Source organism: Gluconobacter sp. OJB, assembly GCF_039638275.1.
Classification (GTDB): domain Bacteria; phylum Pseudomonadota; class Alphaproteobacteria; order Acetobacterales; family Acetobacteraceae; genus Gluconobacter; species Gluconobacter cerevisiae.
The window spans coordinates 269,242-294,939 of sequence record NZ_JBDIWH010000001.1 but is presented as its reverse complement, the minus strand read 5'-3'; the positions used below and the strand labels follow the sequence as shown (position 1 = coordinate 294,939).

The 25,698-nt window shown below is 58.6% G+C and carries 18 protein-coding genes; 12 read left to right on the top strand and 6 right to left on the bottom strand.

The annotated features are described in order from the left end of the window. Positions 1-2: 2 nt before the first annotated feature. From ABDK74_RS01355 to ABDK74_RS01335, 5 genes are all read right to left on the bottom strand, one after another. Positions 3-1,316: a nitrate/sulfonate/bicarbonate ABC transporter ATP-binding protein gene (locus ABDK74_RS01355; RefSeq protein WP_346002404.1), complete on the bottom strand. Its 1,314-nt coding sequence runs from the start codon at positions 1,314-1,316 to the stop codon at positions 3-5. 24 nt (positions 1,317-1,340) lie between these two features. Next, positions 1,341-2,984, bottom strand: coding sequence for an ABC transporter permease subunit (locus ABDK74_RS01350; protein WP_346002403.1), 1,644 nt, complete (start codon positions 2,982-2,984; stop codon positions 1,341-1,343). A 92-nt stretch (positions 2,985-3,076) separates the two neighbouring features. Beyond that, the gene (gene dut, locus ABDK74_RS01345; protein ID WP_099286379.1) at positions 3,077-3,532 is read right to left on the bottom strand and encodes a dUTP diphosphatase; all 456 of its coding nucleotides are present in this window, start codon (positions 3,530-3,532) and stop codon (positions 3,077-3,079) included. A gap of 19 nt (positions 3,533-3,551) precedes the next feature. After that, positions 3,552-4,751: a bifunctional phosphopantothenoylcysteine decarboxylase/phosphopantothenate--cysteine ligase CoaBC gene (coaBC, locus tag ABDK74_RS01340; protein WP_346002402.1), complete on the bottom strand. Its 1,200-nt coding sequence runs from the start codon at positions 4,749-4,751 to the stop codon at positions 3,552-3,554. A 4-nt stretch (positions 4,752-4,755) separates the two neighbouring features. Next, positions 4,756-5,544 (bottom strand): class I SAM-dependent methyltransferase, encoded by a 789-nt coding sequence (locus ABDK74_RS01335; RefSeq protein WP_062031345.1) that lies wholly within the window; start codon positions 5,542-5,544, stop codon positions 4,756-4,758. A gap of 30 nt (positions 5,545-5,574) precedes the next feature. Between ABDK74_RS01335 and mutM the strand changes: the two genes are divergently transcribed. The 12 genes from mutM (at position 5,575) to ABDK74_RS01275 (ending at position 23,885) form a co-directional block, all read left to right on the top strand. Then, positions 5,575-6,408 (top strand): bifunctional DNA-formamidopyrimidine glycosylase/DNA-(apurinic or apyrimidinic site) lyase, encoded by an 834-nt coding sequence (mutM, locus tag ABDK74_RS01330; protein ID WP_346002401.1) that lies wholly within the window; start codon positions 5,575-5,577, stop codon positions 6,406-6,408. Between the two features lie 134 nt (positions 6,409-6,542). After that, on the top strand, positions 6,543-6,812 hold the full coding sequence (gene rpsT, locus ABDK74_RS01325; protein WP_062031354.1) for a 30S ribosomal protein S20: 270 nt from the start codon (positions 6,543-6,545) through the stop codon (positions 6,810-6,812). A gap of 337 nt (positions 6,813-7,149) precedes the next feature. Continuing rightward, positions 7,150-8,571, top strand: coding sequence for a chromosomal replication initiator protein DnaA (dnaA, locus tag ABDK74_RS01320; RefSeq protein ID WP_346004127.1), 1,422 nt, complete (start codon positions 7,150-7,152; stop codon positions 8,569-8,571). Between the two features lie 90 nt (positions 8,572-8,661). Next, positions 8,662-9,786: a DNA polymerase III subunit beta gene (gene dnaN, locus ABDK74_RS01315; protein ID WP_194254541.1), complete on the top strand. Its 1,125-nt coding sequence runs from the start codon at positions 8,662-8,664 to the stop codon at positions 9,784-9,786. Positions 9,787-9,799: 13 nt separating this feature from the next. Continuing rightward, positions 9,800-10,903, top strand: a complete 1,104-nt coding sequence (gene recF, locus ABDK74_RS01310; RefSeq protein ID WP_346002400.1) for a DNA replication/repair protein RecF — start codon at positions 9,800-9,802, stop codon at positions 10,901-10,903. An 85-nt stretch (positions 10,904-10,988) separates the two neighbouring features. After that, positions 10,989-13,433, top strand: a complete 2,445-nt coding sequence (gene gyrB, locus ABDK74_RS01305) for a DNA topoisomerase (ATP-hydrolyzing) subunit B (RefSeq protein WP_346002399.1) — start codon at positions 10,989-10,991, stop codon at positions 13,431-13,433. Further along, positions 13,423-14,214 carry a DUF3108 domain-containing protein gene (locus ABDK74_RS01300; protein ID WP_346002398.1) on the top strand — a complete coding sequence of 264 codons (792 nt, stop codon included), beginning with the start codon at positions 13,423-13,425 and terminating at the stop codon, positions 14,212-14,214. Before gyrB ends, ABDK74_RS01300 begins: the two co-directional genes overlap by 11 nt. A gap of 104 nt (positions 14,215-14,318) precedes the next feature. Further along, a complete protein-coding gene (gene glmU, locus ABDK74_RS01295) occupies positions 14,319-15,653 on the top strand; it encodes a bifunctional UDP-N-acetylglucosamine diphosphorylase/glucosamine-1-phosphate N-acetyltransferase GlmU (protein ID WP_346002397.1) in 1,335 nt (444 codons plus the stop codon). Continuing rightward, positions 15,653-17,479: a glutamine--fructose-6-phosphate transaminase (isomerizing) gene (glmS, locus tag ABDK74_RS01290; protein ID WP_346002396.1), complete on the top strand. Its 1,827-nt coding sequence runs from the start codon at positions 15,653-15,655 to the stop codon at positions 17,477-17,479. The genes glmU and glmS overlap by 1 nt, the downstream gene beginning before the upstream one ends. A gap of 78 nt (positions 17,480-17,557) precedes the next feature. After that, positions 17,558-20,524 (top strand): FAD-binding and (Fe-S)-binding domain-containing protein, encoded by a 2,967-nt coding sequence (locus ABDK74_RS01285; RefSeq protein ID WP_346002395.1) that lies wholly within the window; start codon positions 17,558-17,560, stop codon positions 20,522-20,524. A 117-nt stretch (positions 20,525-20,641) separates the two neighbouring features. Continuing rightward, entirely contained in the window at positions 20,642-21,262 is a 621-nt protein-coding gene (locus ABDK74_RS01280; RefSeq protein ID WP_346002394.1) for a thiamine phosphate synthase, read from the top strand. Between the two features lie 49 nt (positions 21,263-21,311). Continuing rightward, positions 21,312-23,885 carry a cation:proton antiporter gene (locus ABDK74_RS01275; RefSeq protein WP_346004126.1) on the top strand — a complete coding sequence of 858 codons (2,574 nt, stop codon included), beginning with the start codon at positions 21,312-21,314 and terminating at the stop codon, positions 23,883-23,885. On the opposite strand, the gene ABDK74_RS01270 is transcribed toward ABDK74_RS01275, so the two are convergent. Further along, positions 23,882-25,309: a peptide MFS transporter gene (locus ABDK74_RS01270; protein WP_194254550.1), complete on the bottom strand. Its 1,428-nt coding sequence runs from the start codon at positions 25,307-25,309 to the stop codon at positions 23,882-23,884. The genes ABDK74_RS01275 and ABDK74_RS01270 overlap by 4 nt on opposite strands. Positions 25,310-25,698 lie beyond the last annotated feature (389 nt).

The following is a 25,698-nucleotide window of genomic DNA, read 5'->3' as shown; positions in this document are numbered from 1 at the left end:
GTTTACTCCTCGTTTTCCAGATGGAAGCGGTCGGACTCTTCGTCGTAATCGAAGAGTTCGGCATAGCGTGCCCAGCCGATCGCTGTGGTGAGGGTCTGGCGGGCGTAATCGGGTGACATGCTCTCTTCCATCGCTTTGCGGAAACGTGCGGCATCCACGACATGACTGGATCGCTCGTCGAGCGTGCCGCGGATGGAGCGGAGCAGGGGCAGGTGATGGAGCAATGCGGTCCGCATCAGGTCTTTGCGCGTGTCGGAATCGCCTTCGACGAAAGCCTGACCATCGGGCGTAAGCAGGATGTCGCCATCTTCCAGTTCTGCCAGATCCAGAAGCTGAAGTGATTCTCCGAGCGGCAGCAGGTCATCGAGCGTCATCTGAAGCCGCTGCGCCAGTTCGGGGAGATCCGCACGGCCGGACAGCTGCTCGCCTTGCAGAACCTCCATCAGCCCAACCAGAACCTCCACTGCGAGATCAGGGAGGACAATGGAGAAGGGCGGCAGACTCTCACCGGAGCCTGAATGCGACTGGACCAGCTCCGCTTCAGACACGATCGGAGCACGACGGGTCATGAGCGTGTAGATCTGGTCCACAAAGCGGCGGAAATCTTCGTCCTCGCGATTGCGGGGATGGGGGAATGGCACCGCAATTTCATGCGTGACGCGGCCGGGACTGGAGGAGAAAATGAGAATGCGGTCGCACATCAGGACGGCTTCTTCGATCCCATGCGTCGCCAGAAGCATGGCCTTGAGGGGCAGGCGCTTTTCGTCCCATAGTTCGATCAGATCGGTGCGGAGGTTTTCCGCACTCAGCATGTCCAGCGCCGAAAACGGCTCGTCCAGCAGCAACAGCGACGGCTGAAGGGCCAGTGCGCGGGCAAAGGAGACGCGCTGGCTAAGGGCGTCTGACAGTTCTTTCGGATAGGCGTTTTCGTAGCCTTCAAGCCCCATGACCGCGATAGCAGAATCCGTCATGGCTTCGCGTTCTGCCTTGGGCAGACGGCGCATTTCCAGACCCAGAGCCACGTTCTGCCGCAGCGTCAGCCAGGGAAAAAGCGCACCGGACTGAAAGACAGTCGCCACGCCATCCAGCGGGCCGGTCACGGGCGCATCCTGCCAGAGCACCTCTCCCGACATCGGCGGCGTGAGTCCGGCCATGATCCGCAGCAAAGAGGATTTCCCGGATCCTGAACGTCCGAGAAGGCCGAGGATTTCTCCGGCTCTCACATCGAAGCTGATGTGATCCAGCACGACCAGATCCGTACTGCTTTCCTTGAGATAGGTCTGGCGACATTCGCGAAGGGACAGGAGGGATTTCATGGATCTGGAATTTCAGCCTGAGGTTCAGAGAGTATATTTTTGGGCCGCATTCACGGCGAGAGGTTGCAGGATCAGACGGTCGAGCAGCATGGACAGAAGCGTCAGCAGCATCAAGGCAAGGATCTGCGCACCCAATGCGCCCCCGAGCACTTCAGACAGCAGTGTGGCTCCCAGACCGCTATCGGATGGGACAAAAGCCTCCGCCACCATCACAGCGTTCCAGACCGGCACCACGGCCGTCAACAGACCGCCGCAGAGTTCGGGAGCGATGGCGGGCAGGAGCAGTCTGCGCCACAGGAGGAACCCTCGCAGCCTCAATCCTGCCGCGACCTGACGTAGCCCTGAAGGAATAGCCTTTGCCGCATCCAGAACCACGATCCCGACCAGCCAGTGTGCGCCCAGAAAAAGCAGCACAACTGCGGAATTGAGCCCCAGTTCCCGACACAGCGGATAGAGAAGGACAGCCGGGAAGAGTCCACAGGCCGCAACGGCACTCCGGCACACATTCCGCAATGCGGGTTTACGTTCGCTGATCAGAAGACCCAGCGGCACCCAGATCAGAATGCAGAGAACAAGTGTTTCGCAGACATGCGACAGTGTCAGAATGCTTTCCACGAGGTCTGATGGAACAAGCCGCAGCAGACCGGCATGGTAGATCGCATAAACCAGCAGAAGCAGCGAGATGATCGGAAGGATCGCACTGGGGAACTCGCGGGAAGCCACGTCCTGCTCGGGAAGAATGCATCGGGCACGCCCGATCCGCCAGTTTCCGATCCAGGCAAGAGCCTCGCCCAGTGTTCCACTGAGCCAGAGCATCGGTTTTGTCCGCCGCCAGAGCGTCAGCAGCCAGGACTGGGGGCGAGGACGTTCCTCCAGAGGGCCTTCTGGCCGGTAACGCTGCGCCCAGCCCAGAACCGGACGCATGACGGCCTGATCGACAAGGAGAATCAGCAGGAGAATGAGGAGCGAGATTTCAACAATTCTGAGCGGGTGATGATCCAGTATGGCGTGGAGGACTATTGCGCCACATCCTCCGTCCGTACGATGGCTCATCAGCATCATCAGACCTTCCGCAGCCAGAAGGCGGACCCAGAACGCCGGCATGGACTGCATGGCCCTGAAGGTCGTCAGCGGTACTGCGACGGGAATCTGCAAGCGCCAGAAGCGTTGCCATCCCGTCATCCGCAGGCCGGTCGCTACCTCGTCGAGGGCGGGCGGGAGCGTATCGTCCGCATCCAGAACAGCCGTAACGATCCGCCAGATCATGCTGGAAGCCGCAACCAGAACGATGGTCACGGACGCAGGGAAGACAGCCGCGCAGATCCCGATCAGGCCGAGACCCGGAACGGCTCGGGCAACCGAGAGAGCGGGGATCAGGAACGCTCTGAAACGCGGCCACTGACATGCGGCTCCAGATACGAGCAGGGAGACGGCCACAACGGTCATGAGCGCCAGAGCGACATGCAGCAGGGTCAGGGCTGCGGCGCTCCAGAGACCGGCAGAGACGCCCGGCAATGCCCCCGATACGACAGGAGCCGCCGGAGCGTGCTGAACCACAAGGAGCGCGATTGCGGTTGCACAGAACAGGATCGAAAGTTCGATACCGCTCATGCGCTGGCGCCAGCGATGCATGATCCGCAGGGGCATGGCCATCGGGCTGCCCGTCATGGTGCGTGCTGTCCTCGTTCCTGATGGAAACCAGAGGTTAAAAAAAGACCTCTGGAAGTCTCAAGTGTTTTTTGCATGCCAGCAAGCCAAGATCAGTGGCCGGTGCTGCCAAAACCGCTATGCCCTCGCGCGGTCTCGTCCAGTGTTTCGACTTCCGACCAGCGCAGACGGGAGACGGGAGCCAGAACGCCCTGTGCGATCCGGGTGCCACGCTCGACCGTAAAGGGTTCGGTGCCCGCGTTCATGACGATGATGCGAAGTTCGCCGCGATAGTCTTCGTCGATAGTGCCGGGCGAATTGGGCAGGGTAATGCCGTGCTTGAGCGCCAGCCCCGAGCGCGGACGGACCTGAAGCTCATAGGCAGGCGGCAAGGCGATGCACAGCCCGGTCGGCACGAGAACGCGCTCACCCGGAGCGATCGTCAGAGGCGCGTCCACAGCGGCCAGAAAGTCGAAACCCGCAGCACCGGCGGTGGCATAGGCAGGGAGGGGAAGCCCCTCGGAATGAGGCAGGCGCGTGATGCGCACATCAATCAGGTCTGTCGTCATGACCCTGTCTTACCCCGGATTATGCGCCCTGTGAAAGCGGGTTGGCGAAGAACGCGACAATCCGCTCAACGAGCTGTTCCGCAACGTCTGTCTTGTCCATTTCCGGCCAGCTTTGCAGGCCATGATCGTCAATCAGGCTGACCGTATTGCGCATGGCACCGAACACGCCATGACGGACGTCATTGGCCACCAGCCAGTCACATCCCTTACGCAGACGCTTGGCCTGCGCGTTTTGCAGCACATCGTCCGTCTCGGCTGCAAACCCCACCACAAGGCGCGGACGCTGAGGCGAGCGGCAGAGCATTGCCAGAATATCCGGGTTTTCCACCAGTTCGAGCGCGGGTGGGGCGTCGCCGGTTTTCTTGATTTTGCCGGGGGCGATGTCTTTTGCACGCCAGTCACTAACGGCTGCCGTGCAGATTGCGGTATCGGCTGGCAGAGCGGCTTCACAGGCTGCGAGCATCTCGCGCGCGGTCTGGACCGGAATGCGGCGTACACCCTCGGGGACAGGAATCGAAACCGGGCCACTAACGAGCGTGACGGTCGCGCCGCGTTTCGCCAGAGCCGCCGCGATGGCATAGCCCTGCCGTCCCGAGGAATGGTTTGACAGGAAGCGCACGGGATCGAGCGGCTCAACCGTTGGGCCTGCCGTCACCAGAACGTGACGTCCGGAGAGGGACTGGTCAGGCGTCAGAAGACGCAGAATCGCATCGCGGAGAACGGGAGGTTCACTCAAACGTCCGGCGCCGACTTCACCGCAGGCCATGCTGCCCACATCGGGACCGATGACGGAAACACCGCGTGCCTTCAGCAGCTTCAGATTGGCCTGTGTGGCGGGGTGCTCCCACATCCGCACATTCATAGCCGGGGCCAGCAGAATGGGGGACGTGGTGGCGAGAAGCAGTGTGGTCGCCAGATCATCCGCGAGACCCTGCGCCATACGCGCCATGATGTTGGCCGTGGCTGGGCAGACAACGACCAGATCCGCGCTCCGGGCCAGTGCGATATGGCCGATTTCGCTTTCCTGCGTGGGCTCGAAGAGCGCGTCATGAACACGCTCGCCCGCCAGCGTTTCAAGGCTGAGCGGCGTGACGAATGCCTTCGCTGCTTCGGTCATGACGGGGGTGAGGGCAATACCATCCGCCCGCAGCAGGCGCACGAGTTCGAGCGCCCGGAAGGCCGCGATCCCTCCCGAGACGATCAGCAGGACGCGGCGCATGGTCTTACAGACGCCAACCGGAATGGATAGCGGCAATACCACCCGACAGATTGCGGTACTGGACCTGTTCCAGTCCGGCATCGCGCATCATCTGGGCCAGCGTTTCCTGATCGGGGAACATGCGGATGCTCTCGGCGAGATACTGGTAGCTCTCGGAGTCCTTAGCGATGATCTGCCCCATCTTGGGCAGAACCTGAAAGGACCAGAGATCGTAAATCGGTGCGAGGGCCGCGATCTCGACCTGCGAGAATTCGAGGCAGAAGAAGCGTCCTCCCGGCTTGAGAACGCGACGTGCCTCCCGCAGGACAGCCGACTTGTCTGTGCAGTTGCGCAGACCAAAGGCAATCGTCACGCGATCGACGGAACAGTCGGGGAGGGGAATGGCTTCCGCATCCACGACACAGACCTCGATCTTGCCGATCAGCCCGGCCTTGATGGCACGGTCACGCCCAACGGACAGCATGGCCGCATTGATGTCGGACAGGATGGCCGGGCCACCCCCGGCGCGGAGCCAACCGAACGTGATGTCGCCCGTACCACCTGCCAGATCCAGCAGCTTCATATTGGGGCGCGGGTTGAGCATTCCGACGAAAATGCGCTTCCAGACGCGGTGAATTCCCAGCGACATCACGTCATTCATGATGTCATATTTCCCGGCGACGCTCTCGAACACCTCCCGGACCATCGTCTTCTTCTGGCCACGCGGGACATTGCGGTAGCCGAAATCGATGGTGTCCTCGGCTTGTGCGGAGGACTGGAAGGGCGAGGCGTTGTGTTCTGCGCTATCGGTCATGGGGCAATCGATATATCGTTGAGGCCAGCCATGCCAGAGCTTCCAGAAGTCGAAACAGTCATGCGCGGGTTTCGTGATGCTTTCGAAGGGCATCGAATCAGCCATGTTTCCGTCAATCGCCCCGATCTTCGATGGCCGTTTCCCGCAGATCTGCGGGAGAAGCTGGAAGGTCGGCGCGTTCTCTCGTTCCGCAGACGCGCGAAGTACATTCTCATACGCCTTGAGGGTGGCTGGAGTATGCTGTTGCACTTAGGCATGTCGGGTCGACTCACGATCGGCAGGGCCGGGACGAACGCGACTCCGCCAGCACATGAACATCTGGTTCTGGAGACGGACAGCGGTGCGCGGGCAGGGCTTGTAGACCCCCGACGCTTTGGTGGCGTCGATCTTGTCCGCACAGATGGAGAGGAGGATCATCGCCTTCTTGCACATCTGGGACTGGAGCCGCTTTCCGACACCATGAGCGGCCCCGTGCTGGCGAGCCTGTTTCGAGGCAGGCGTACACCGGTCAAATCAGCTTTACTGGATCAAAAGCTGATTGCGGGTCTGGGTAATATCTATGTCTGCGAGGCCCTGTTTCGCTGCGGTATTCATCCCGAACGACAGGCCTGCACACTGACCGCCATCGAAACCCAGTCTCTTTCAGAGGCCATCCCACAGATTCTGGAACAGGCGATCGCGTCCGGCGGATCGTCCCTGCGCGACTATGTGCAGGCTGACGGTACCAAAGGCGGCTTTCAGGACCTGCATCTTGTGTATGGCCGCGAAGGAGAGCCTTGTCCGAATTGTGGAGACACCAGTCCGATCAGGCGCATCACGCAGTCCGGACGTTCGACGTTCTTCTGCGCAACCTGTCAGAAATGACCGGGAGGAGGAAAGGGCGGAAAGATGCCCCCATCCTGTGTAAAATGTGCAAAACGCTTGACGGGACCCGTCAGAGGGGAGTAGAGGGCGCCAACCATTTACGCGACCAAAACGCAAAGTGAACCGAAAGATCCATGGCAAACACAGCTTCTGCCCGTAAGCGCATCCGTCAGAATGAACGTCGCCGTGAGCGCAACGTCGCCCGCATGTCCCGTATGCGTACGTTCATCAAGAAGGTCGAACTCGCCATCCAGTCCGGCGACAAGTCCGCTGCTGCGGAAGCCTTCAAGGTTGCACAGCCGGAAATGCAGCGCGCAGCAGGCAAGGGCGTGATCGCAAAGAACACGATCAGCCGCAAGCTGTCCCGTCTGTCCGCCCGCGTGAAGGCTCTGGCAACCGCCTGAGCTTCACCTTCGGGTTGGAACTGAAGAACGCGCTCCCCTCCGGGAGCGCGTTCTTTTTTGACTGCACCCCAGAACTTTTCCCCGAGCGTCTGAATTTGGGTTGCTTATGAGGAACACCCTCATGACATCCCGCTGAACCCTTCGTGTTCCAGCTTGCTTCGGGCAGAGCGGGCGCCTATCCTGAGCGTTCGACGAAAAAGTATCGGATGTCTGGCTCTCCGGGATTTTCCTGCGTTCCTGCTGCGGATTTTCTGTCGAGAGCACAACCGCCCTGCGCGCAGGGACCAATAACTGATGCCCGCGTGCTGCGGGACTGGATATGAAAGGGGGTACAATGGTGGAAAACGCTCAGTATCTGGACGCCAGCGCCTCCGCCCCCGGTTCGACGACACCGCTTGAGACCGCCTGGGTCCGCGTTCGTGAGAAACTGAAGAGTGAGGTTGGCGAGGTCGAATACCGGACATGGCTCCGGCAGATCGTTCTGGGGCCACTCGACGAAGATGAATTGACTCTCTATCTGCCCACGCGATTCCTCCGCGATTGGGTTCGCAGCCAGTATGAGGAACGTCTTCAGACGCTCTGGCGGACTGAGCGCGAAGACATCAAGGGCGTGGAGCTTCAGGTCAAGCGTGGACTGCCCGAAGTCGCGGCAGACGATGCCGAAGACGCGGACGACGCGGCAGGTCTCTCCAGCGAAACTGCGCCACAAACCATTGTGTCCGAGAGTCGGAGCGATCTGGCTGTACCGCTTGATCCGCGCTTCACGTTCGACACGTTCATCGTCGGCAAGCCGAACGAATTCGCCTATGCCTGTGCGCGCCGAGTGGCCGAGAAGCCATCAAGCCCCGGCTTCAACCCGCTATTCCTGTATGGTGGTGTTGGACTGGGTAAAACGCATCTGATGCACGCCATCGGTACGGAGCTGACCCGCACCGGTAAGGTTTCCGTGGCTTATATGTCTGCGGAAAAGTTCATGTACCGCTTCATCGCGGCGATCCGTTCGCAGTCCACGATGGAATTCAAGGAACAGCTCCGGTCCGTTGACGTGCTGATGATCGACGATCTTCAGTTCCTGATCGGCAAGGACAACACGCAGGAAGAATTCTTCCACACGTTCAATGCCCTTGTGGATGCTGGACGTCAGATCATTGTCAGTGCCGACAAGAGCCCGTCTGACCTCTCCGGGCTTGAGGACCGTCTGCGGACCCGTCTGGGCTGCGGCATGGTCGCGGATATTCATGCCACGACTTTTGAGCTGCGCATTTCCATTCTGGAAGCCAAGGCCAAGGCTTCAGGGACGCATGTTCCGTCCAAGGTTCTAGAATATCTCGCACACAAGATCACGACCAATGTGCGTGAACTTGAAGGGGCGCTCAATCGTCTGATCGCCCATGCAGACCTCGTAGGCCGTCCAGTTACGCTCGATACGACGCAGGATGTTCTCAAGGACATGCTCAAGGCCCACGATCGCCGCGTCACGATCGAGGAAATCCAGCGCAAGGTTTCCGAGCACTGGAACATCCGCCTGACAGACATGTCTTCTGCCCGCCGTGCGCGCGCCGTGGCACGTCCGCGTCAGGTGGCCATGTATCTGGCCAAGCAGTTGACGAGCCGTTCGCTTCCGGAAATCGGACGTAAATTCGGTAACCGTGACCATACGACGGTCATGCATGCCGTCAATCGCGTAACCGAATTGATGGATCAGGATACGTCCTTTGCCGAGGACGTGGAACTGCTGCGCCGGATGCTCGAAGGCTGACCTCGACCAGCCCCCGATCCCTCTCTTTCCCGAGGGGCGGGGGTCTGCTAGGTTCTCTCAATTAATTCAAGATCTTCCCCGAGGCCCGGAATGAAATTCAAGGTTGACCGTACTCTGCTGCAACGGGCTCTGGCGCATATTCATGGCGTTGCGGAAAAGCGGAATACCATTCCCATTCTGGCCAACGTTCTGATGAGCTTTGAGGACGATGTTCTGCGCCTGACGGCGACGGATATGGAAATCGCTGTCGTCGAAGACGTACCCGCAACCGGCGAACGCTCCGGCTCCACGACCGTGCCCGCCGCGGTACTCTTCGAGATTGTCCGCAAACTGCCGGATGGTGTGGCGCTCGAGTTCGATCATCAGGACAGCGAAGCACCGCTCGCCCTGCGCGCTGGCCGTTATGCCACCAGTCTGAACGTCCTTCCGGTCGACGACTTCCCGGCCATGGTCGCCGGAGATCTGCCGCATCGTTTCTCGCTCCCCGCAGCGACACTGCGCGGTTTGATCGATCGCACCAAATTCGCCATTTCAAACGAAGAAACCCGCTACTACCTGAACGGCATTTATCTGCACGTTGCAGAAAACGGCGCCACTCCAATGCTGCGCGCGGTCGCTACGGACGGTCATCGTCTGGCACGCGTTGAGACGGATCTGCCTGAAGGCGCGCGCGGTATGCCGGGCGTCATCATTCCTCGCAAGACCGTCAACGAACTACGCAAACTGCTGGACGAGGGAGCGGCCGATCTGGAAGTCTCCCTGTCCGACACACGCATCCAGTTTCAGGCCGGACCGGTCCTTCTGACCTCCAAGCTGATCGACGGAACCTTCCCGGAGTATGAACGCGTCATTCCTAAGGGCAATGATCGCATTCTGCGCGTCGGCAAGCGTGATTTCGCGGCGGCTGTCGGGCGTGTCGCGGCCATCAGCCAAGAGCGGTCGCGCCCGGTCAAGCTGTCTGTCACGCAGAATATGCTGAACCTCTCCGCCACCAGCCCCGATCAGGGCGTGGCTCACGAGGAACTAGACGAAAATGCTGTCTCCTACGATGCCGCACCCATCGAGATCGGCTTTCAGGCGCGTTACCTGACGGACATCACTGACCAAATCGACGTGGAAGTGGAATTCGCATTTTCCGACAGCTCTGCGCCCACCATCGTGCGTGACACGGCGTCGCCTTCGGCGCTGTATGTCCTAATGCCCATGCGGGTCTGAACACGAGCCACGATTGAAACTGACCCGGCTCGCGCTGACGGATTTCCGGAACTATACCCACACCGTCTGGACCCCGGATGCCTCCATTCTGGTTCTGACGGGAGAGAACGGGTCCGGAAAGACCAATCTGCTGGAAGCCGTTTCGCTGCTGTCTCCCGGGCGTGGACTACGCGGCGCACCGCTTCCTGCTCTGTGCCGTACGGGAGCCGAGCGGTGGGGCGTTGCTGCGACACTTCAGTCCGGTCTGGATGAATTCCGGATCGGAACAGGGAGTGAGTTAAACGAAAAACAGCGCCGGACATTCCGGCTCGACGGCGAAAACATCCGCTCTCAAGCCACGATTGGCCAAAGATTTTCCTGCGTCTGGCTGACCCCACAGATGGATCGGCTTTTTCAGGAAGGTTCCAGCGGCCGGCGGCGCTTTCTGGATCGGCTGGTCATGGCGCTCTCTCCCGATCATGGTCGCCAGATTGCCGCCCATGACCGCTCGGTTGTCAGTCGAAACAGGTTACTAGCGGATCGCCCGACCGAGGCAGCATGGCTCGCGTCCATTGAAGATTCTATCGCCCGCCATGCGGTTGCGGCCTCTGCTGCTCGCCTCGCACTTATTGAGAGCATGAACGGGCATCCATTTGAGAATAATGGATTTTCTGTCAGCACACTTCATCTTGACTGCGCTGTTTCAAACCGCCTGGCCTGTCAGCCGGCACTGGACGTCGAAGACTGGATCAGAAACAGTCTCCAGCAGTCCCGCACCGAAGACCGGCAACGCGCCACGACGTCTATCGGTGCACACCGGGCCGATTTCACGCTTTCGGACACCGCCACGGGACGTCCTGCAGAACTCTCCAGCAGCGGTCAGCAGAAAGTCATGCTCACCGGCACAATTCTGTCCCATGCGCGGCTGATGACACAGGAACGGGGGCAGGCTCCCGCCATCCTGCTGGATGAACCTCTGGTCCATCTGGACGAGACCCGCCGCCATGCCCTTCTCGACAGCCTTGAAAAACTTCAGGCGCCCGTTCTGATCACCGGTACGGATCACGCACCCTTTGCAGCGCTTGAAGGCCGAGCCCAATTTTTTTCAGTCAGGAACGGAAGCATATCTCCGGCCTGATTCATGCCCACCGCTGGTCTAACCGTCCGGCGCAGGCTATACTGATTCAACAGTTTTTCAGAGTACCACGGAGACCGTCACGCGCATGTCAGAGACCCAGAACCAGCCCGAGATCCCAGGCGCAGACGGTGAAGATTACGGTGCTTCGTCCATTTCGGTACTCAAGGGACTGGATGCCGTTCGCAAGCGCCCGGGCATGTATATCGGCGATACGGATGATGGCTCGGGCCTGCATCACATGGTTTTCGAGATCATCGACAACGCCGTCGACGAAGCTCAGGCCGGGCACGCCACATACTGCATTCTGACCCTGAACGGGGATGGTTCCGTCTCCGTCCGCGATAACGGCCGCGGTATCCCGACTGATCTTCATCCCGAAGAAGGCATCAGCGCGGCTGAAGTCGTACTGACCAAGCTGCATGCAGGCGGCAAGTTCAACCAGAATTCCTATAAGGTTTCGGGCGGTCTGCACGGTGTGGGCGCAGCCGTTGTGAACGCGCTGTCCGAATGGATGGAAGTGCTCATCTGGCGCAACGGTCTGGAGCACAAGATCCGCTTCCAGCACGGTGAACGCGACGAAGCCCTGCACGTCATCGGGCCGTCCACGGAAGACCGTGGCACTCTGGTCACATTCAAGCCCAGCAAGCAGACCTTTACGAAGGTCGATTTCGAGCTTTCCATTCTTGAGCGCCGCGTCCGCGAGCTCGCATTCCTGAACTCCGGCATGCTGATCATCCTGCGTGATGAACGTCATGCGGAGCCGAAAGAACTGCGTTTCCACTATGAAGGCGGCCTGAGCGCTTTCGCGGAATGGCTTGATTCTTCAAAAACTTCCATCGTCACACCGCCAATCGTGGGTGAGATCGACAATCCGGAAAGCGGCATCCGCGTCGAATTCGCGCTGACCTGGAACGACAGCTATCACGAGACAATGCTGTGCTTTACCAACAACATCCCCCAGCGCGATGGCGGCACGCATCTGGCGGGCTTCCGTCAGGCTCTGACACGCGTTGTTGGCAAGTATGCCGAAGGGGTAGCCAAGCGTGAGGCGGGCTCGCTGACTGGCGAAGACATGCGTGAAGGCATGACGGCCGTGCTGTCCGTCAAAGTGCCCGATCCGAAGTTCTCGTCCCAGACGAAGGACAAGCTGGTCTCGTCCGAAGTCCAGCCCGTTGTGCATGCTGCTGCATCCGATGCGATCTCTCACTGGTTCGAGACGCACCCCAAGGAAGCCAAGGCAATCGTCGCCAAGATCATCGATGCCGCCAGCGCCCGTGAGGCTGCACGCCGTGCGCGTGAACTGACACGACGCAAGGGTGTGCTGGATGTTTCCTCGCTTCCGGGCAAGCTTGCGGACTGCCAGGAGCGCGATGCGTCCAAGGCTGAAATCTTTATCGTTGAGGGTGACTCCGCAGGTGGTACGGCCAAACAGGGACGGGACCGTCGCTTTCAGGCCATTCTTCCGCTGCGTGGCAAGATCCTGAATGTTGAACGGGCACGTTTTGACAGAATGCTGGGATCGGCGGAAATCGGCACACTGATTACCGCTCTCGGCACTGGTATTGGCCGTGGCGAAGTCGATCAGGGTGGTTTTTCGGCAGAAAAACTGCGCTATCACAAGATCGTCATCATGACAGATGCCGACGTGGACGGCTCTCATATCCGCACGCTGCTCCTGACGTTCTTCTTCCGCCAAATGCCCGAACTGATCGAGCAGGGCTATCTCTACATTGCCCAGCCGCCGCTCTATCGCGCCAAACGTGGACAGGAAGAGCGTTATCTCAAAGATGATGCGGCTCTTGAACAATACCTGCTGGACAAGGCGCTGGCGAATGCGACCCTGCGCTTTGCTGACGGCCGGGAATTGACGGGCGAGGCTCTGTCTGAAGAAATCACGTTCATGTCCGCTGCGGCGCGTCGTCTTCAGAGCATTGCTTCTAAAGTGCCGGTTTGGGTCATGGAGCAGGCTGCCATTTCTGGGGTTTTGGACAGCAATATCGCTGTTGCCACCTCACGGATGGCGGAATTCCAGCAGCGGCTTGATGGCGCCTCGCTTGCCAACGAGCGCGGCTGGAAGGTCTCCATTTCGGAAACCGGTCTGGAATGCGCGCGCTCCGTCCGTGGCGTGGGTGAAGTCTACCACATCGAGCCTTCGCTCCTGCGTTCGGTTGAGGCCCGCTGGCTGGTTTCCGAATGGGAACGTCTGGCGCGTGATTTTGCAAAGCCCGTCATCCTGACGCTCGATCCCACGTCCTACGAACTGTTCGGCCCGGCCGCCATCATGGAGCGCATCCTGCTTCAGGGGCGTCGCGGGCTAACCATCAACCGGTTCAAGGGACTGGGCGAGATGAATGACGAACAGCTCTGGCACACGACACTCGACCCTTCGACCCGCACCCTGTTGCAGGTCCGGATCGGGGATGTTGAAGATGCTGGTCAGGTCTTCTCGACGCTGATGGGCGATGTTGTGGAGCCGCGCAGGGACTTCATCGTCGGTAATGCTCTGAAGGTTGCCAATCTTGACGTTTAAGGCTTTTGCAGCCGCAGCCGGCCTTGTTCTGATCGCGGGACTGACCTGTGGTTCAGCCAAGGCTGAGCCGCAGGTCAACGCAGCCTATGCTGTCTACATCAAGGGTTTTCACGTCCTGAACGCCAGGACGTCCTATCAGATCCAGCCCTGGGGCTATGGCGGTAGTACCCAGATCAAGCCTGCGGGCCTGATCAGCTGGTTCGTGACGATGGACGTAACATCGCATGTTCAGGGGCAGTTCACCTCCGACGGCAATGTACAACCCATGCTGTTTGATAGCGGCGGCGTTTCGCGCGGCAAAAACAGGCATGTCCGGCTGGAGTTCTCAAACGACACCCCAAAGGTGATGGATCTTCAGCCGCCGGAAACCGACCGCGAGCCTATCCCGGCAGATTTGCTGCCCCATACGGTCGATACGCTGAGCGGGATGGCCCATCTGTTGCATTCCTTGGCGACGACAGGGAAATGCGACGGATCTCAGGTCATTTTCGATGGACTTCGGCTGACCCAGATGGTGGTGCATGGTCCTGTCATGGTGGACATCCCGCAGGGTCAGGATGAAGCCTATTCCGGGCAGGCCATGCGATGCGATTTCGTTGGCCGTCAGATCGCAGGGTTCATCAAGGACTCTCCCAACAGAGCCAAACTGGCCGCGCCACAGCCCGGCGCAGTATGGTTTTTAAAGATCAACGGTCTGGGGCTTGTTCCTGTACGGATCGAGTTCAATCACCCCAAACTCGGTCATGTCATGGTTGTCATGCAGCATGCCGTGACTCCCTGACCGAAGCACTCGAACGAATTGCAATAATCGGCAATTCGAAGTGATGACACAGTCTGCGGGCTTCGTTTGACGCGGGCCTGCCGTTTGGATACCCCGGGCAGAACATGACCGACACAACCCATCGCACCACTGCCATCATTCTCGCTGCGGGCCTCGGCACACGCATGAAATCCCGCCTGCCAAAGGCGCTGCATCGTCTGGGTAACCAGCCCATGATCAACCACCTCATCACAACCGCCCGGCAGGTCTTCGATGATGTGGTCGTCGTCACGGGGCCGGATATGCCAGAACTCGAACAGGCTGTCCGTCCGTTCAGAACCGTCACGCAGGTCGAACGGCTTGGCACGGCCCACGCAGCCAATGCAGCGCGGGACCTGTTCGGGGATGGGGATATCGCTGTTCTTTATGCTGATAACCCGCTGATTACCGCAGAAACGATGGAACGCCTGCTCGCGGCTCGCAGACAGGGCGCCAGCCTGGCGTTGCTGGGAATGCGTCCGGCTGTACCCGGTCGTTATGGCAGGATTGTCGAAGACGACGGCAAGGTTGTGAAGATCGTTGAGTTCAAGGACGCAACTGAAGACGAACGCCGCATCACCCTTTGCAATGCTGGCGTCATGTGTGCCGGAGCAGAGGACTTCCGTAACTGGCTGGAGAATGTTCGTAACGACAACGCCCAGGGTGAATATTACCTGACGGATGTCGTTGAAATGGCAGCTAAAGCCGGTTCGGTTGTTTGTGTGGAAGCGCTTGAAGACGAACTGGCTGGCGTCAATTCCCGCTCTGAACTCGCGCGCGCTGAAGCGACCCTCCAGACACGGCTGCGAAACGCGGCGATGGATGCCGGAGTGACATTGGTTGCGCCGGAAACCGTCTTTTTCAGCATAGACACCGTTCTTGAAACGGATGTTACGGTCGAGCCGAATGTCTTTTTCGGACTAGGTGTGACTGTTCGCTCAGGTGCGCTTATTCGCGCTTATTCGCATCTTGAGGGTTGCACGGTTGGTGAAGGTGCGATGATCGGTCCGTACGCCCGACTGCGTCCCGGAACGGTCTGTGCTGCACACACGCATGTCGGCAATTTCGTCGAACTTAAAAACGTAGAACTGGGCGAGGGTGCCAAGGCCAACCATCTGACCTATCTGGGTGATGCCTCGGTCGGAAGCGGCACCAATGTCGGGGCAGGGACAATTACCTGCAATTATGATGGTGTCTTCAAACACCGGACCGTCATCGGGGAGCGGGTTTTCGTCGGTTCGGACGCCATTCTCGTGGCTCCCGTAACCATCGGTGACGATGCCCTCGTGGCCGCAGGAAGTGTGATTACCGATGATGTGCCTGCTGGCGATCTGGCTCTGGGCCGGGCCCGGCAAACACTGAAAGCCGGGCGCGGTCTTCAGATCAAACAATCTCTCAAAGCTCGGAAGGAACAGGGCTGATGTGCGGTATCTGCGGTATTGTCGGACACAAGCCTGCCAGCCCGATTGCATTCGAGGCCCTGCGACGCCTTGAATATCGTGGATATGATTCTGCCGGGATCGCAACCCTGACAGCGTCCGGCGATATCGAACGCCGCCGCGCTGCGGGTAAGCTCGATAATCTGGAGCGCGTTCTCAAGGAGCACCCGCTGCACGGCACCACCGCCATCGGTCATACCCGTTGGGCGACGCACGGTGCCCCCACCGAAAACAACGCCCATCCCCATGAAGCCGGGCGTGTGGCAATCGTTCATAACGGCATTATCGAGAATTTCGCAGCCCTTAAGGAAGAGCTGGAAACGAAAGGCCGTGTGTTTCGGACCGAAACGGATTCCGAAACCGTCGCCCATCTGGTCGATGACTATCTGGAGCAGGGACTGCCGCCCCGGGAGGCCGCGTTTGCTGCCATCAAACGACTGGAAGGCGCCTATGCCATCGCCATGATCTTCAAGGATCATGAAGGTCTGCTGCTTGGTGCCCGTCACGGTGCGCCGCTGGCTGTCGGCTACGGTGATGGCGAGATGTTCCTGGGATCGGACAGCATTGCTCTGGCGCCCATGGCCCGGAAAATGACCTATCTTGAAGACGGGGACTGGTGCGAACTCACGACCGATAATGTCAGAATTTTCGACATGACAGGTGCGGAGATCAGTCGTCCGGTTCAGGATCTTACCTTCATGGCAGGGCAGGTCGGCAAAGATGGCTACCGGCACTACATGGAAAAGGAACTCCATGAGCATCCGGTCGCCATTGGACAGACACTGAAACGGATTACGGACCCAGCGTCAAAGCGCATTACGCTGCCGGCTATGCCTTTCGATCCGGCACAGGTGCCCCGCGTCACCATCACGGCCTGCGGTTCCGCTTATTATGCCGGGATGGTCGGCCGGTACTGGCTTGAATCCCTCGCACGCATTCCGGTGGAAATCGATGTTGCGTCCGAAATGCGCTACCGCGAGCCGCCCCAGCCGGACAAAGGTGTGGCGCTGCTGATTTCACAGTCCGGCGAAACCGCAGATACGCTGGGTGTTCTGCGCAGCCTCAAAAAGGCCGGTCAGAGCATTGTCTCGGTTCTGAATGTCGAGCATTCCACAATCGGGCGGGAAAGCGATCTCGTGCTGGGCATGGATGCAGGGCCGGAAATTTCCGTTGCCTCCACCAAAGCCTTTACCGCGCAGCTTTCCGTTCTGGCAGCGCTGGCGATCGAATTCGCCCGTGCTCGTGGGACGATGGATCAGGCTCGCGAAGAGCGTTTGACGGCCAGTCTGCTGGATCTGCCGTCACGTGCAGCAGAGGTGTTCACTCGCACCAAGGATATTCAGGCCATGGCCGCCGTTGTGGCGCAGGCTCGCGATGTCCTGTACCTAGGACGCGGGATTTGTACGCCGATTGCATTCGAGGGCGCCTTAAAATTAAAAGAAATCAGTTACATCCACGCGGAAGCTTATGCAGCGGGTGAACTGAAACATGGCCCGATAAGCCTGATCGACCAGACCGTTCCGGTCGTTGCAATCGCCCCGTCCACGATCCTGTTCGACAAGACGCTATCCAATCTTCAGGAAGCGAAAGCGCGTGGCGGCCGCATTCTTGTTTTCACAGATGCCGCAGGTGCCAAGCGCCTTGAGGGCGTGGCGGAACAGATCGTCATCATGCCTGATGTGGACGCTTTCGTCGCACCGATCCTATATGCCATCCCCGTTCAGATGCTGGCCTATGAGGTCGCACTTCTGAAAGGCACGGATGTGGATCAGCCTCGCAATCTTGCGAAATCCGTGACGGTGGAATGAGGAATTTTTCTATCCGACAAGCTTATTTTTCACTCATTATAACGGTATGGACCATAAAACACTAAAAGGGGCGTAAAGATGGGTGGAGACGCAATATCCGGAACACCAGCCGGAAATTCAGGCCTTTCCCCCAGCGCCCCCGAAATCGCCCTGCGTGAGGCTTTCGTCCGAAGGCTGAACGAGCAGGGCTTTGAAGGGGATATCGACCTGCGGGTCTCATCCCGTCTGATGTCTTCCACCGATAACAGCATTTACCAGCGTCTCCCGGCTGCGGTCATTCACCCGCGAACCAGCGAAGACCTCAACCGGGCGGTGAGGGCGGCTGCCAACGGCGCTCTGACGCTCGCAATCCGGGGAGGCGGCACCGGCACCAACGGCCAGTCTCTGACCGATGGCGTCGTTGTTGACGTCTCACGCCATCTAGACCGGATCCTCGATTTCGACGCCGAAGCAGGTACGGTCACCGTTGAGCCGGGCGTAATTCTGGCCCGTCTGAATGCATTTCTGAAGCCACACGGTTTTTTCTTTCCCCCAACAGTCTCGACCGCCACCCGCGCGACAATTGGAGGCATGATTGCGACGGATGCTTCCGGCAAAGGCTCCCGGATCTACGGCAGGACGTCCGATTATATCGAGACGATGGATGTCGTTCTTGCGGATGGAAGCGATCTGGCGGTTGAGCACCTGACTGCTGAAAAGCTGCTAGACGCAATGAACGGGACCGGATATGCCGCACGGGCTTATCGTGAGGTCCATCGGGTCGTCACGGAACATGCAGAAGAAATCCGGCGTATTTTCCCTGATATGAACCGTGGTCTGACCGGATACAACCTTCAAAATATCCTGTTTGGCGACGGCAGCTTCCATCTCGCAAGGCTTCTGGCGGGATCGGAAGGCACGCTCGCGCTGACAAAGAAAGTCGTTCTGAACGTCAGACGACTACCGAAATACCGTCAGCTTATCGTCGTCCGCTATGCCAGCTTCAACGATACCCTTCAGGACGTCCAGACACTTCTACCTGCCAACCCTTCAGCTGTTGAAGTGCTGGATGACCGTGTGCTCGCCAAGGCCCAGCAGGACGTGACATGGCATGCTCTTGAACGTGTCCTGGGCAATACGTCAGCTCTTCCGGTCAAGGGGATGAGCTTCGTAGAATTCGTGGGAGACGACCTGGAAGTCCTGAAAAAGCAGATAGCCCATGCCGTCAGCCTTCTGGAGAGATCTCCTCACAAACCCATTGATCATAAAGCAGTTTCTGATCCGGAAATCATTGCGAATCTTTGGACTCTCCGAGAAAAATCCGTAGGATTACTAGGGCGTCCGGACGGTCACAGGCAGGGTGTTCCATTCGTCGAGGATACAGCCGTTCCGCCCGAGGTTCTGCCCGAATATGTCAGCGAGTTCCGCGACATTCTGGATGGATACGGCTTGTCCTATGGCATGTTTGGCCATGCGGACGTCGGGTGCCTGCACGTGCGCCCGTTTCTGGATATGCTGACAGCCGAAGACCGGGCGCTGATCCGGCCAATTTCTGACGCAGTGGCTGAGTTGACGAAACGTCATGGCGGTCTGCTCTGGGGGGAACACGGTCGGGGGTTCCGCGGGGAATTTTCGCCGCTGTTTTTCGGCGAAACGCTCTTTGCAGAACTTTGCCGCATCAAGGATGTCTTTGATCCCAAAGATATTTTTAATCGCGGCAAACTGGCTCCGGGTGGAGCGGGGCATCCAGTCGACCGGATTGATGGCATCCCTTTTAAGGGCGGGTTTGACGAGGAGATCACACCTTCGCTGCGTGAATCTTACGGCCTGTCCGTAAGCTGCAACGGCAATGGTGCCTGTTTTAACCGTGAGCCAGACATGGCCATGTGTCCGTCTTACAAAATCACGAAAGACCGATCGCAGTCCCCCAAAGGCCGCGCTCTGCTGATTCGAAGCTGGGCCAGACTGCGCTCTCTGCCAGAGGATGCTCCGGATCGGGCTATGCTTCCCGCTCTGACAGAAGAGCTCAAGGCCTCGCTGGACACGTGCCTGTCGTGCAAAGCCTGTGCCACGCAATGTCCAATCCGCGTGGATATCCCGTCCATGCGTTCCAAATTTCTTTCAACGTACTTCCGTGATACCCGCAGACCCATCAGGGATTATCTTGTCTACTGGCTGGAACCGCTTCTGGCGACAGGGCGAGCGACCCCCAGGATCGCCAACCTCCTGATGCACAATCCTGTATCGCAAACTGTCCTGTCGCAGCTGGGTTTGGTGGATCTTCCGCATTTAAGACCTGCGCGGCGGAACGCGGACATTCAGGTCAGCCGATCGTGGCTGCGACGCAACCGGAGCAATCCGCGCGCTGTCATCGTGATGCAGGATTCCTTCACCGGCAGCTTTGATGGAGGGCTTGTCGAGAAGGTTTATGCGCTCCTGACGCAGCTTGGGTTCGATGCGAAACTCACGCCTGTCTGGGACAACGGCAAAGCGCGTCATGTTCTGGGGTTTCGCAAAGGCTTTGGCGTGACGGCACGCGCGACCCTGCGGAAATTGAGGGCACTGGCCGAGTTCAATATTCCTGTTGTGTCCTTGGATGCTGCAACCGGCCTCATGTTCACACAGGAATACCGGGAGGTCGCAGGAAACAGTCCAATCCCGACTGTTCTTCCACTGGAGACTTTTCTTCGGCAACAGATCGGGCAGGGAGCCTTGCAACCGCGTCAGACTCCTCGAGACATCCCTCGCATGACTGTGATTTCGCATTGCACGGAACAAGCTGCCCGACCGGAAAGTGCCGGAGACTGGGCCTTTGTCCTTCAGCATTATGGTGTGCCGGTGGAGGCCGGGTCGGCAGGCTGTTGTGGCATGGCCGGGCTGTTCGGGCATCAGACGGAACATGCGAAGCTGTCACGGGATATGTTCGAGCAGAACTGGGCGAGAAAAGTTGAGACACCCGTTCTTGCGACCGGATTTTCCTGCCGCTGCCAGACCGAGCGCATGGCTGGGCTCCGTCCGTCCCATCCCGCAGAAATACTGATTTCCGTTTTGCAGGAACACTTGTGAAAACAGGGCGTTGATAACGATGTCACACCTCTGGACGCATAGGGTCCAAACTGTAACAGTGTTGCCCGATCTCAAAAGGCACACCCTTGTCAGCAGGCCCCGTGGAGTATGAACGTCATGTCTTCTCTTCCATCCCGGATCTACGCTGTTGTCGACCAGCCTCGCTGGGTAGAACGGCTTGGTGGAGCCGGCCTGCGCTTCATCGAGTTGTATCTCCGGGATCTGTCTGAAGAGGACGTTCGGGCACAGGCTCTGCTGGCTCAGGAACTTGCGGCACGTTTCAATGTGTCTCTGGCGCTAAACCGCTACTGGCAGACTGCCATCGAACTGGGCTATGAATGGCTGCATCTGGGGCCGGAAGATCTTGAGACCGCTGATCTGGAGGCGATCCGGACCGCGGGTATCAGATTTGGTATCTCGACCCATACCCGTCAGGAACTGGAAACAGCTCTGGCCTGCAAGCCGGATTACATCTCCTTTGGTCCTGTCTGGTCCACGAAGCTTCGGGGCGTGAAGCTAGCGGGCAGGGGTCTGAAACAACTGGCGGAATGGCGGGAACTGTGCGGAGATGTGCCGCTGGTGGCGATCGGAGGCCTCACGGTGCCTCGGTTCGCAGAGTGCCTGGAAGCTGGGGCAGATACGGTGGCCGTGATGGGCGATTTCATCGGCCATCCGGATCCGGAAGCACATGTCCGACGCTGGATTGACGCCACCTCCAAAGAAGCTGCCCCAACTTGAAACATGCTACCTCGTCTGCGGACGATCTGATGAAAGAGCCGAGACAACGATGATGGTGACAGGACTGGCAGCCGTACTCCTAGCGCTCGCGTTCCTGCTCACGCTTGTCAGCATCATTCAGCCTCTCGCGAAACGTCTTGAAATTTCAGAGGCCGTCCTGCTGGCTCTGACCGGGATCGGGCTTGGACTGATCGCGTCTCTCATTGTCCGATCTTCTGCGACTGATCTTCTGGACGGTGCGGCGGAAGCGTTGATCTATTTTCCGGTCAACAGCGAAGCTTTCCTGCTGATTTTCCTACCCATTCTGGTTTTTCAGGGCGCGATGGCCATTGACGTGCGCCGTCTGGCCCATGAAACGGCGACAGTCCTGCTGCTGGCTGTGGTGGCAGTCATTGTTTCCACGGCCACGATCGGCTTTGCGCTTTATCCTTTTGCCAAGCAGAGCCTTGTTGTCTGCCTGCTTTTGGGATCGATCGTCGCAACGACCGATCCGTCCGCCGTGGCGGGTATTTTCCGCGAAATCGGCGCGGCATCCCGCCTGACACGCCTCGTTGAGGGAGAGGCACTCCTGAACGATGCCGCGGCCATTTCGATCTTCTCCATCCTTCTGGCAGCCGTTACGTCCCATCACCAGATCCATCCGACCGAAGCTCTGATAGACTTCATGACGGCCTTTATCGGGGCCATCGTGGTCGGTGTCTGTCTGGCGCGTCTGACATTGCTGCTGATTGCAGGACTGGGCGGATCGGCTGCTTCAGAGGTCACACTGACGCTGGCACTTCCCTATGCCGTTTATATCCTTTGCGATGAAATGCTCGGGTTTTCGGGGGTTGTGGCAACGGCCGCGGCAGGCCTGACAGTATCCGCTTACGGGCCGTCTACCTTCCGTCCCCAGGTCTGGCGTTTTCTGAACGAGATGTGGGAACAGCTCGTTTTCTGGGCTGGTTCGCTCGTTTTCCTTCTGGCGGCCATGCTGGTCCCCCGCCTGCTGATTGGCATGACGAGGTGGGATTTCGTGCTGATCCTGATTGCAAGCGTGGCTGGTCTGATCGCGCGCTCGGCCGTGATTTTTGGTATGTTGCCCCTGCTGGCCATTACGAAGCTGTCGCCGCCTGTTCCAAACCCTTTCAAGGCAACGATGGCCTGGGGTGGCATTCGCGGCGCCATCACGCTTGCCCTTGCACTTGCCGTGACCGAGAACCAGAGCGTTTCGAGCCCTGTGGCCCATTTTGTCGGTATCATCGCCACGGGCTTCGTTCTCATCACGCTTCTGATCAACGGTACGACGCTGCGGGCGCTGGTTCTGTTTTTCAAACTGGATCAGCTTTCTCCCATCGATCAGGCCATCCGTCAGCAGATCGTGGGGATTGGTCTGGGTGAGGTCGCAGAACGAACGCGGGAACTGTCTGAAGAACTCGGCTTCAGCGAGCAGACGCGCGCCGGCGTTATCAGCCGCCTCGAACGTCGCGCCGAGAAGGAGAGGGCGGCCAATAATTTTGAATCTGCCCTGAGTGACCGTAACCGCGTCAATATCGCTCTGATTACCATCGCCAATCAGGAACGCTCACTGCTGTTGGATCTGTTCCGAATTCAGGGGCTATCTCGCCGTGTGATGGAAACGCTGCTGAGAACAGCTGAATCCATGGCGGATGGCGCCAGACTGGAAGGGCGTTATGGTTATGTGCGTGCCCTCAAGCGGCGTCTTCAGCCTTCACTTCGCTTTCGGATCGCGCAGGAACTGCATAGTCGCCTGCATATCGACGAGCCTCTGACGAACTGTATGATGGAGCGGTTCGAGATGCTCATCATCGCGCATCTCGTCTCGCTTTCGCTTCAGCGCTTCGTTCGCCAGCGCATGGAACCCACGCTTGGCCCGCGCATCACGGAAATCGTGTCTGAGGTGCTCGGCCGCCAGCGCAAACTTCTGGACGATGCGCTGGAGACCCTCCGCTTGCATTATTCCGGCTATTCCGAAGCTCTTGAAAGCCGCATCCTGCGGCAGATCGCTCTGCGTCTCGAAGATGAAGAATACGATGCCCTTGAAGCCGACAGCCTGATTTCCGAAGAGCTTCACCGCGAACTGCATCGTGAGATCGAACGCCAGCGGGCACGGCTCGATGCACCGCTACGCTTTAATCTCAAGAGCGGTATTGAACAGCGTCTCCGGGCTTTTCCGGCATTCAATGGCGTCCCCGACAGTGTGCTGCAAAAGCTGTCTTCCAAGGTTTCGATGCATTTCGTCTCACCGGGAGAGGTGCTGTTCAAACGCGGGCAGCGCGTTCGTGTCGTCTATGCTCAGGTGGCGGGGCTGGCAGAAGTTAATCTGGCCGAGCAAGAGATTTTGTTTGGCAGTGGAGATCTGATCGGTGCCGCTTCCGTCATCCGAAACGACACAATGCCCGGCACCGTCCGCTCCCTCCAGTTCAGCCATCTGCTGGCCATTCCGCGACCGGTTTTCGAAAAGCTGCTTCGGGATTATCCGATCGTTCAGCGCCTTATTATTCAGCGCAGCAAGAAAAGAGCGGACGGGCTTCTGATGCCTGTCACAGTCCGTACTCTGGAGGGGGACGCCATCTCGACGGCCTCTGCCACAGAGATGCGTCATCTGGTTTCGCCTCCTTAAAGAACCGGAGGCGGGGTCTCTTTTTCGGGGGCGAGCAGCTCGCGGAACCGGAGCGCGCAGAAACCAAGGATTGCCGCGGCCAGCAAAGCTGCGCCCGAGTGCAGCAGCCAGAACGAAACGTCAGAAATACGCCCAAGGAGTGTTGCGAGCTTTCCAATCAGAAGATTGGAAAGGAACAGATGCAGTGAAAAGCAGGCGACGAGGATGGTATTGACGCTGACGGGGGCAGCCCGGGAGAAAAGGGCCATTCCGATCGCATAATTCATCGAAAAGCCGATATCGTTAATAATGTGAAAGGCCAGCCCCCAAAGCAGGCTGACCTCATGCGGCCCCGGACTGATCCACGATCCCAAAGCCAGCATCAAGGGGCCGAAGGCCGCAATGAAGGTTCCCAGTGCGACTTTAGCGATTTCCGAAAGATCCTGCCGCCGTCGGGAATAGGCTTTCCAAAACCACAGGACGGCGACAGCGCACAGCGTGCTGATGAACCCATCCAGAGAAATCAGATCGCTCACCGGCATCTCGTGTCCCAGAAGGCGAAGCTGGAAATGCTCGCGCCCCCAGAGCAGATAACCATCAAAAATTTCGGAGTTCGGCACGGCTCCGACAGCCATGACCGGCACAAGTGCCAGAAGCAGCCAGACCGTCTTTTTTTCCTGTGACGTCAGGGCAGGGCGTGTGCGTTTTGAGACTTTCGCATCATGAGGCGCCGGATGGACGGTGAGGTCAGAGGCAGGAAGCCAACGGCGTCCAAAAAGATAGACTACAAGCCCGATCAGCATACCGACGCCCGCAGCCAGAAAGCCCCAGTGCCATTCGATCTGCGCCAGACTTGCACATAGTATCGGTGACGCAATGACAGCAACCTGAAGCCCCATCATATAGATCTGATAGGCATCCGAGCGTCTCCGGTCGCCCAAGGCGTAAAGCGCTCCAACCTGCGCGCGCAGTCCTCCTGCCATACCAAGACCTGCAAGCAGGAAACCCAGCGCCAGCACGAAACTCCAGTCAAACGACAGCAGGAAATGGCCTACCGTCATCAGAACCGCACCGAGAAGAATGGTTCGTGTCTGGCCAAGTACGCGGTCGGCAAGAAAGCCGCCAAGGAGAGGGGTGGCATAGATCAGGGCCAGAAAAAGCCCCGTAATCGCACCTGCCAGAGCCCTCGGTCCGACCGGCGCGTAGAGAAATGAAACAAATCCTTCAAGCGACGTCAGGCCAAACACATGGCCGGAGTGATCCGGCTGAAGCAGATGATCCGTCAGATAGAGCGCGAGGATGGCCTGCATGCCGTAAAGCGAAAATCCGACCCAACCTTCGGTCAGTGTTAACACCCACAGCCCAATAGGATGCCCCCAGAGTTCACGCTGTTTTGAGGGAACGAATGGTTCGACGACAGGGAAAGCAGGAAGGATCTCGGTCATGCAGCCTCAACGACGCAGGATAGGAAGACCCTGCGTAACGGGAGAAGCCGGATGAGGTAAAGGGGAGAGATGGCTCAATGGCAAAATGCCATATGGCATTTTGCCATTAGATTGTACGGACCGGAGATTGAATGATGGCAAAATGCCATTGGTTTATCCAAGTGGCATTTTGCCATAGGCATGAAATTAATCATTGAACGCATAATCCAAACCCAAAAGTCCGTGAAAAAGCGCTGAAAACCTAGGATAACAGTCCGTGTATGGCATTTTGCCACAGAACTTGATTTTTGAACCCAGCGGCTTCAATGCGCTGGGTACGGGCTTTGATAAGGTAAAATCCGAGCGCGTATCAGAGACGGGATCGACAACACACAAATGTCGTATAAGAT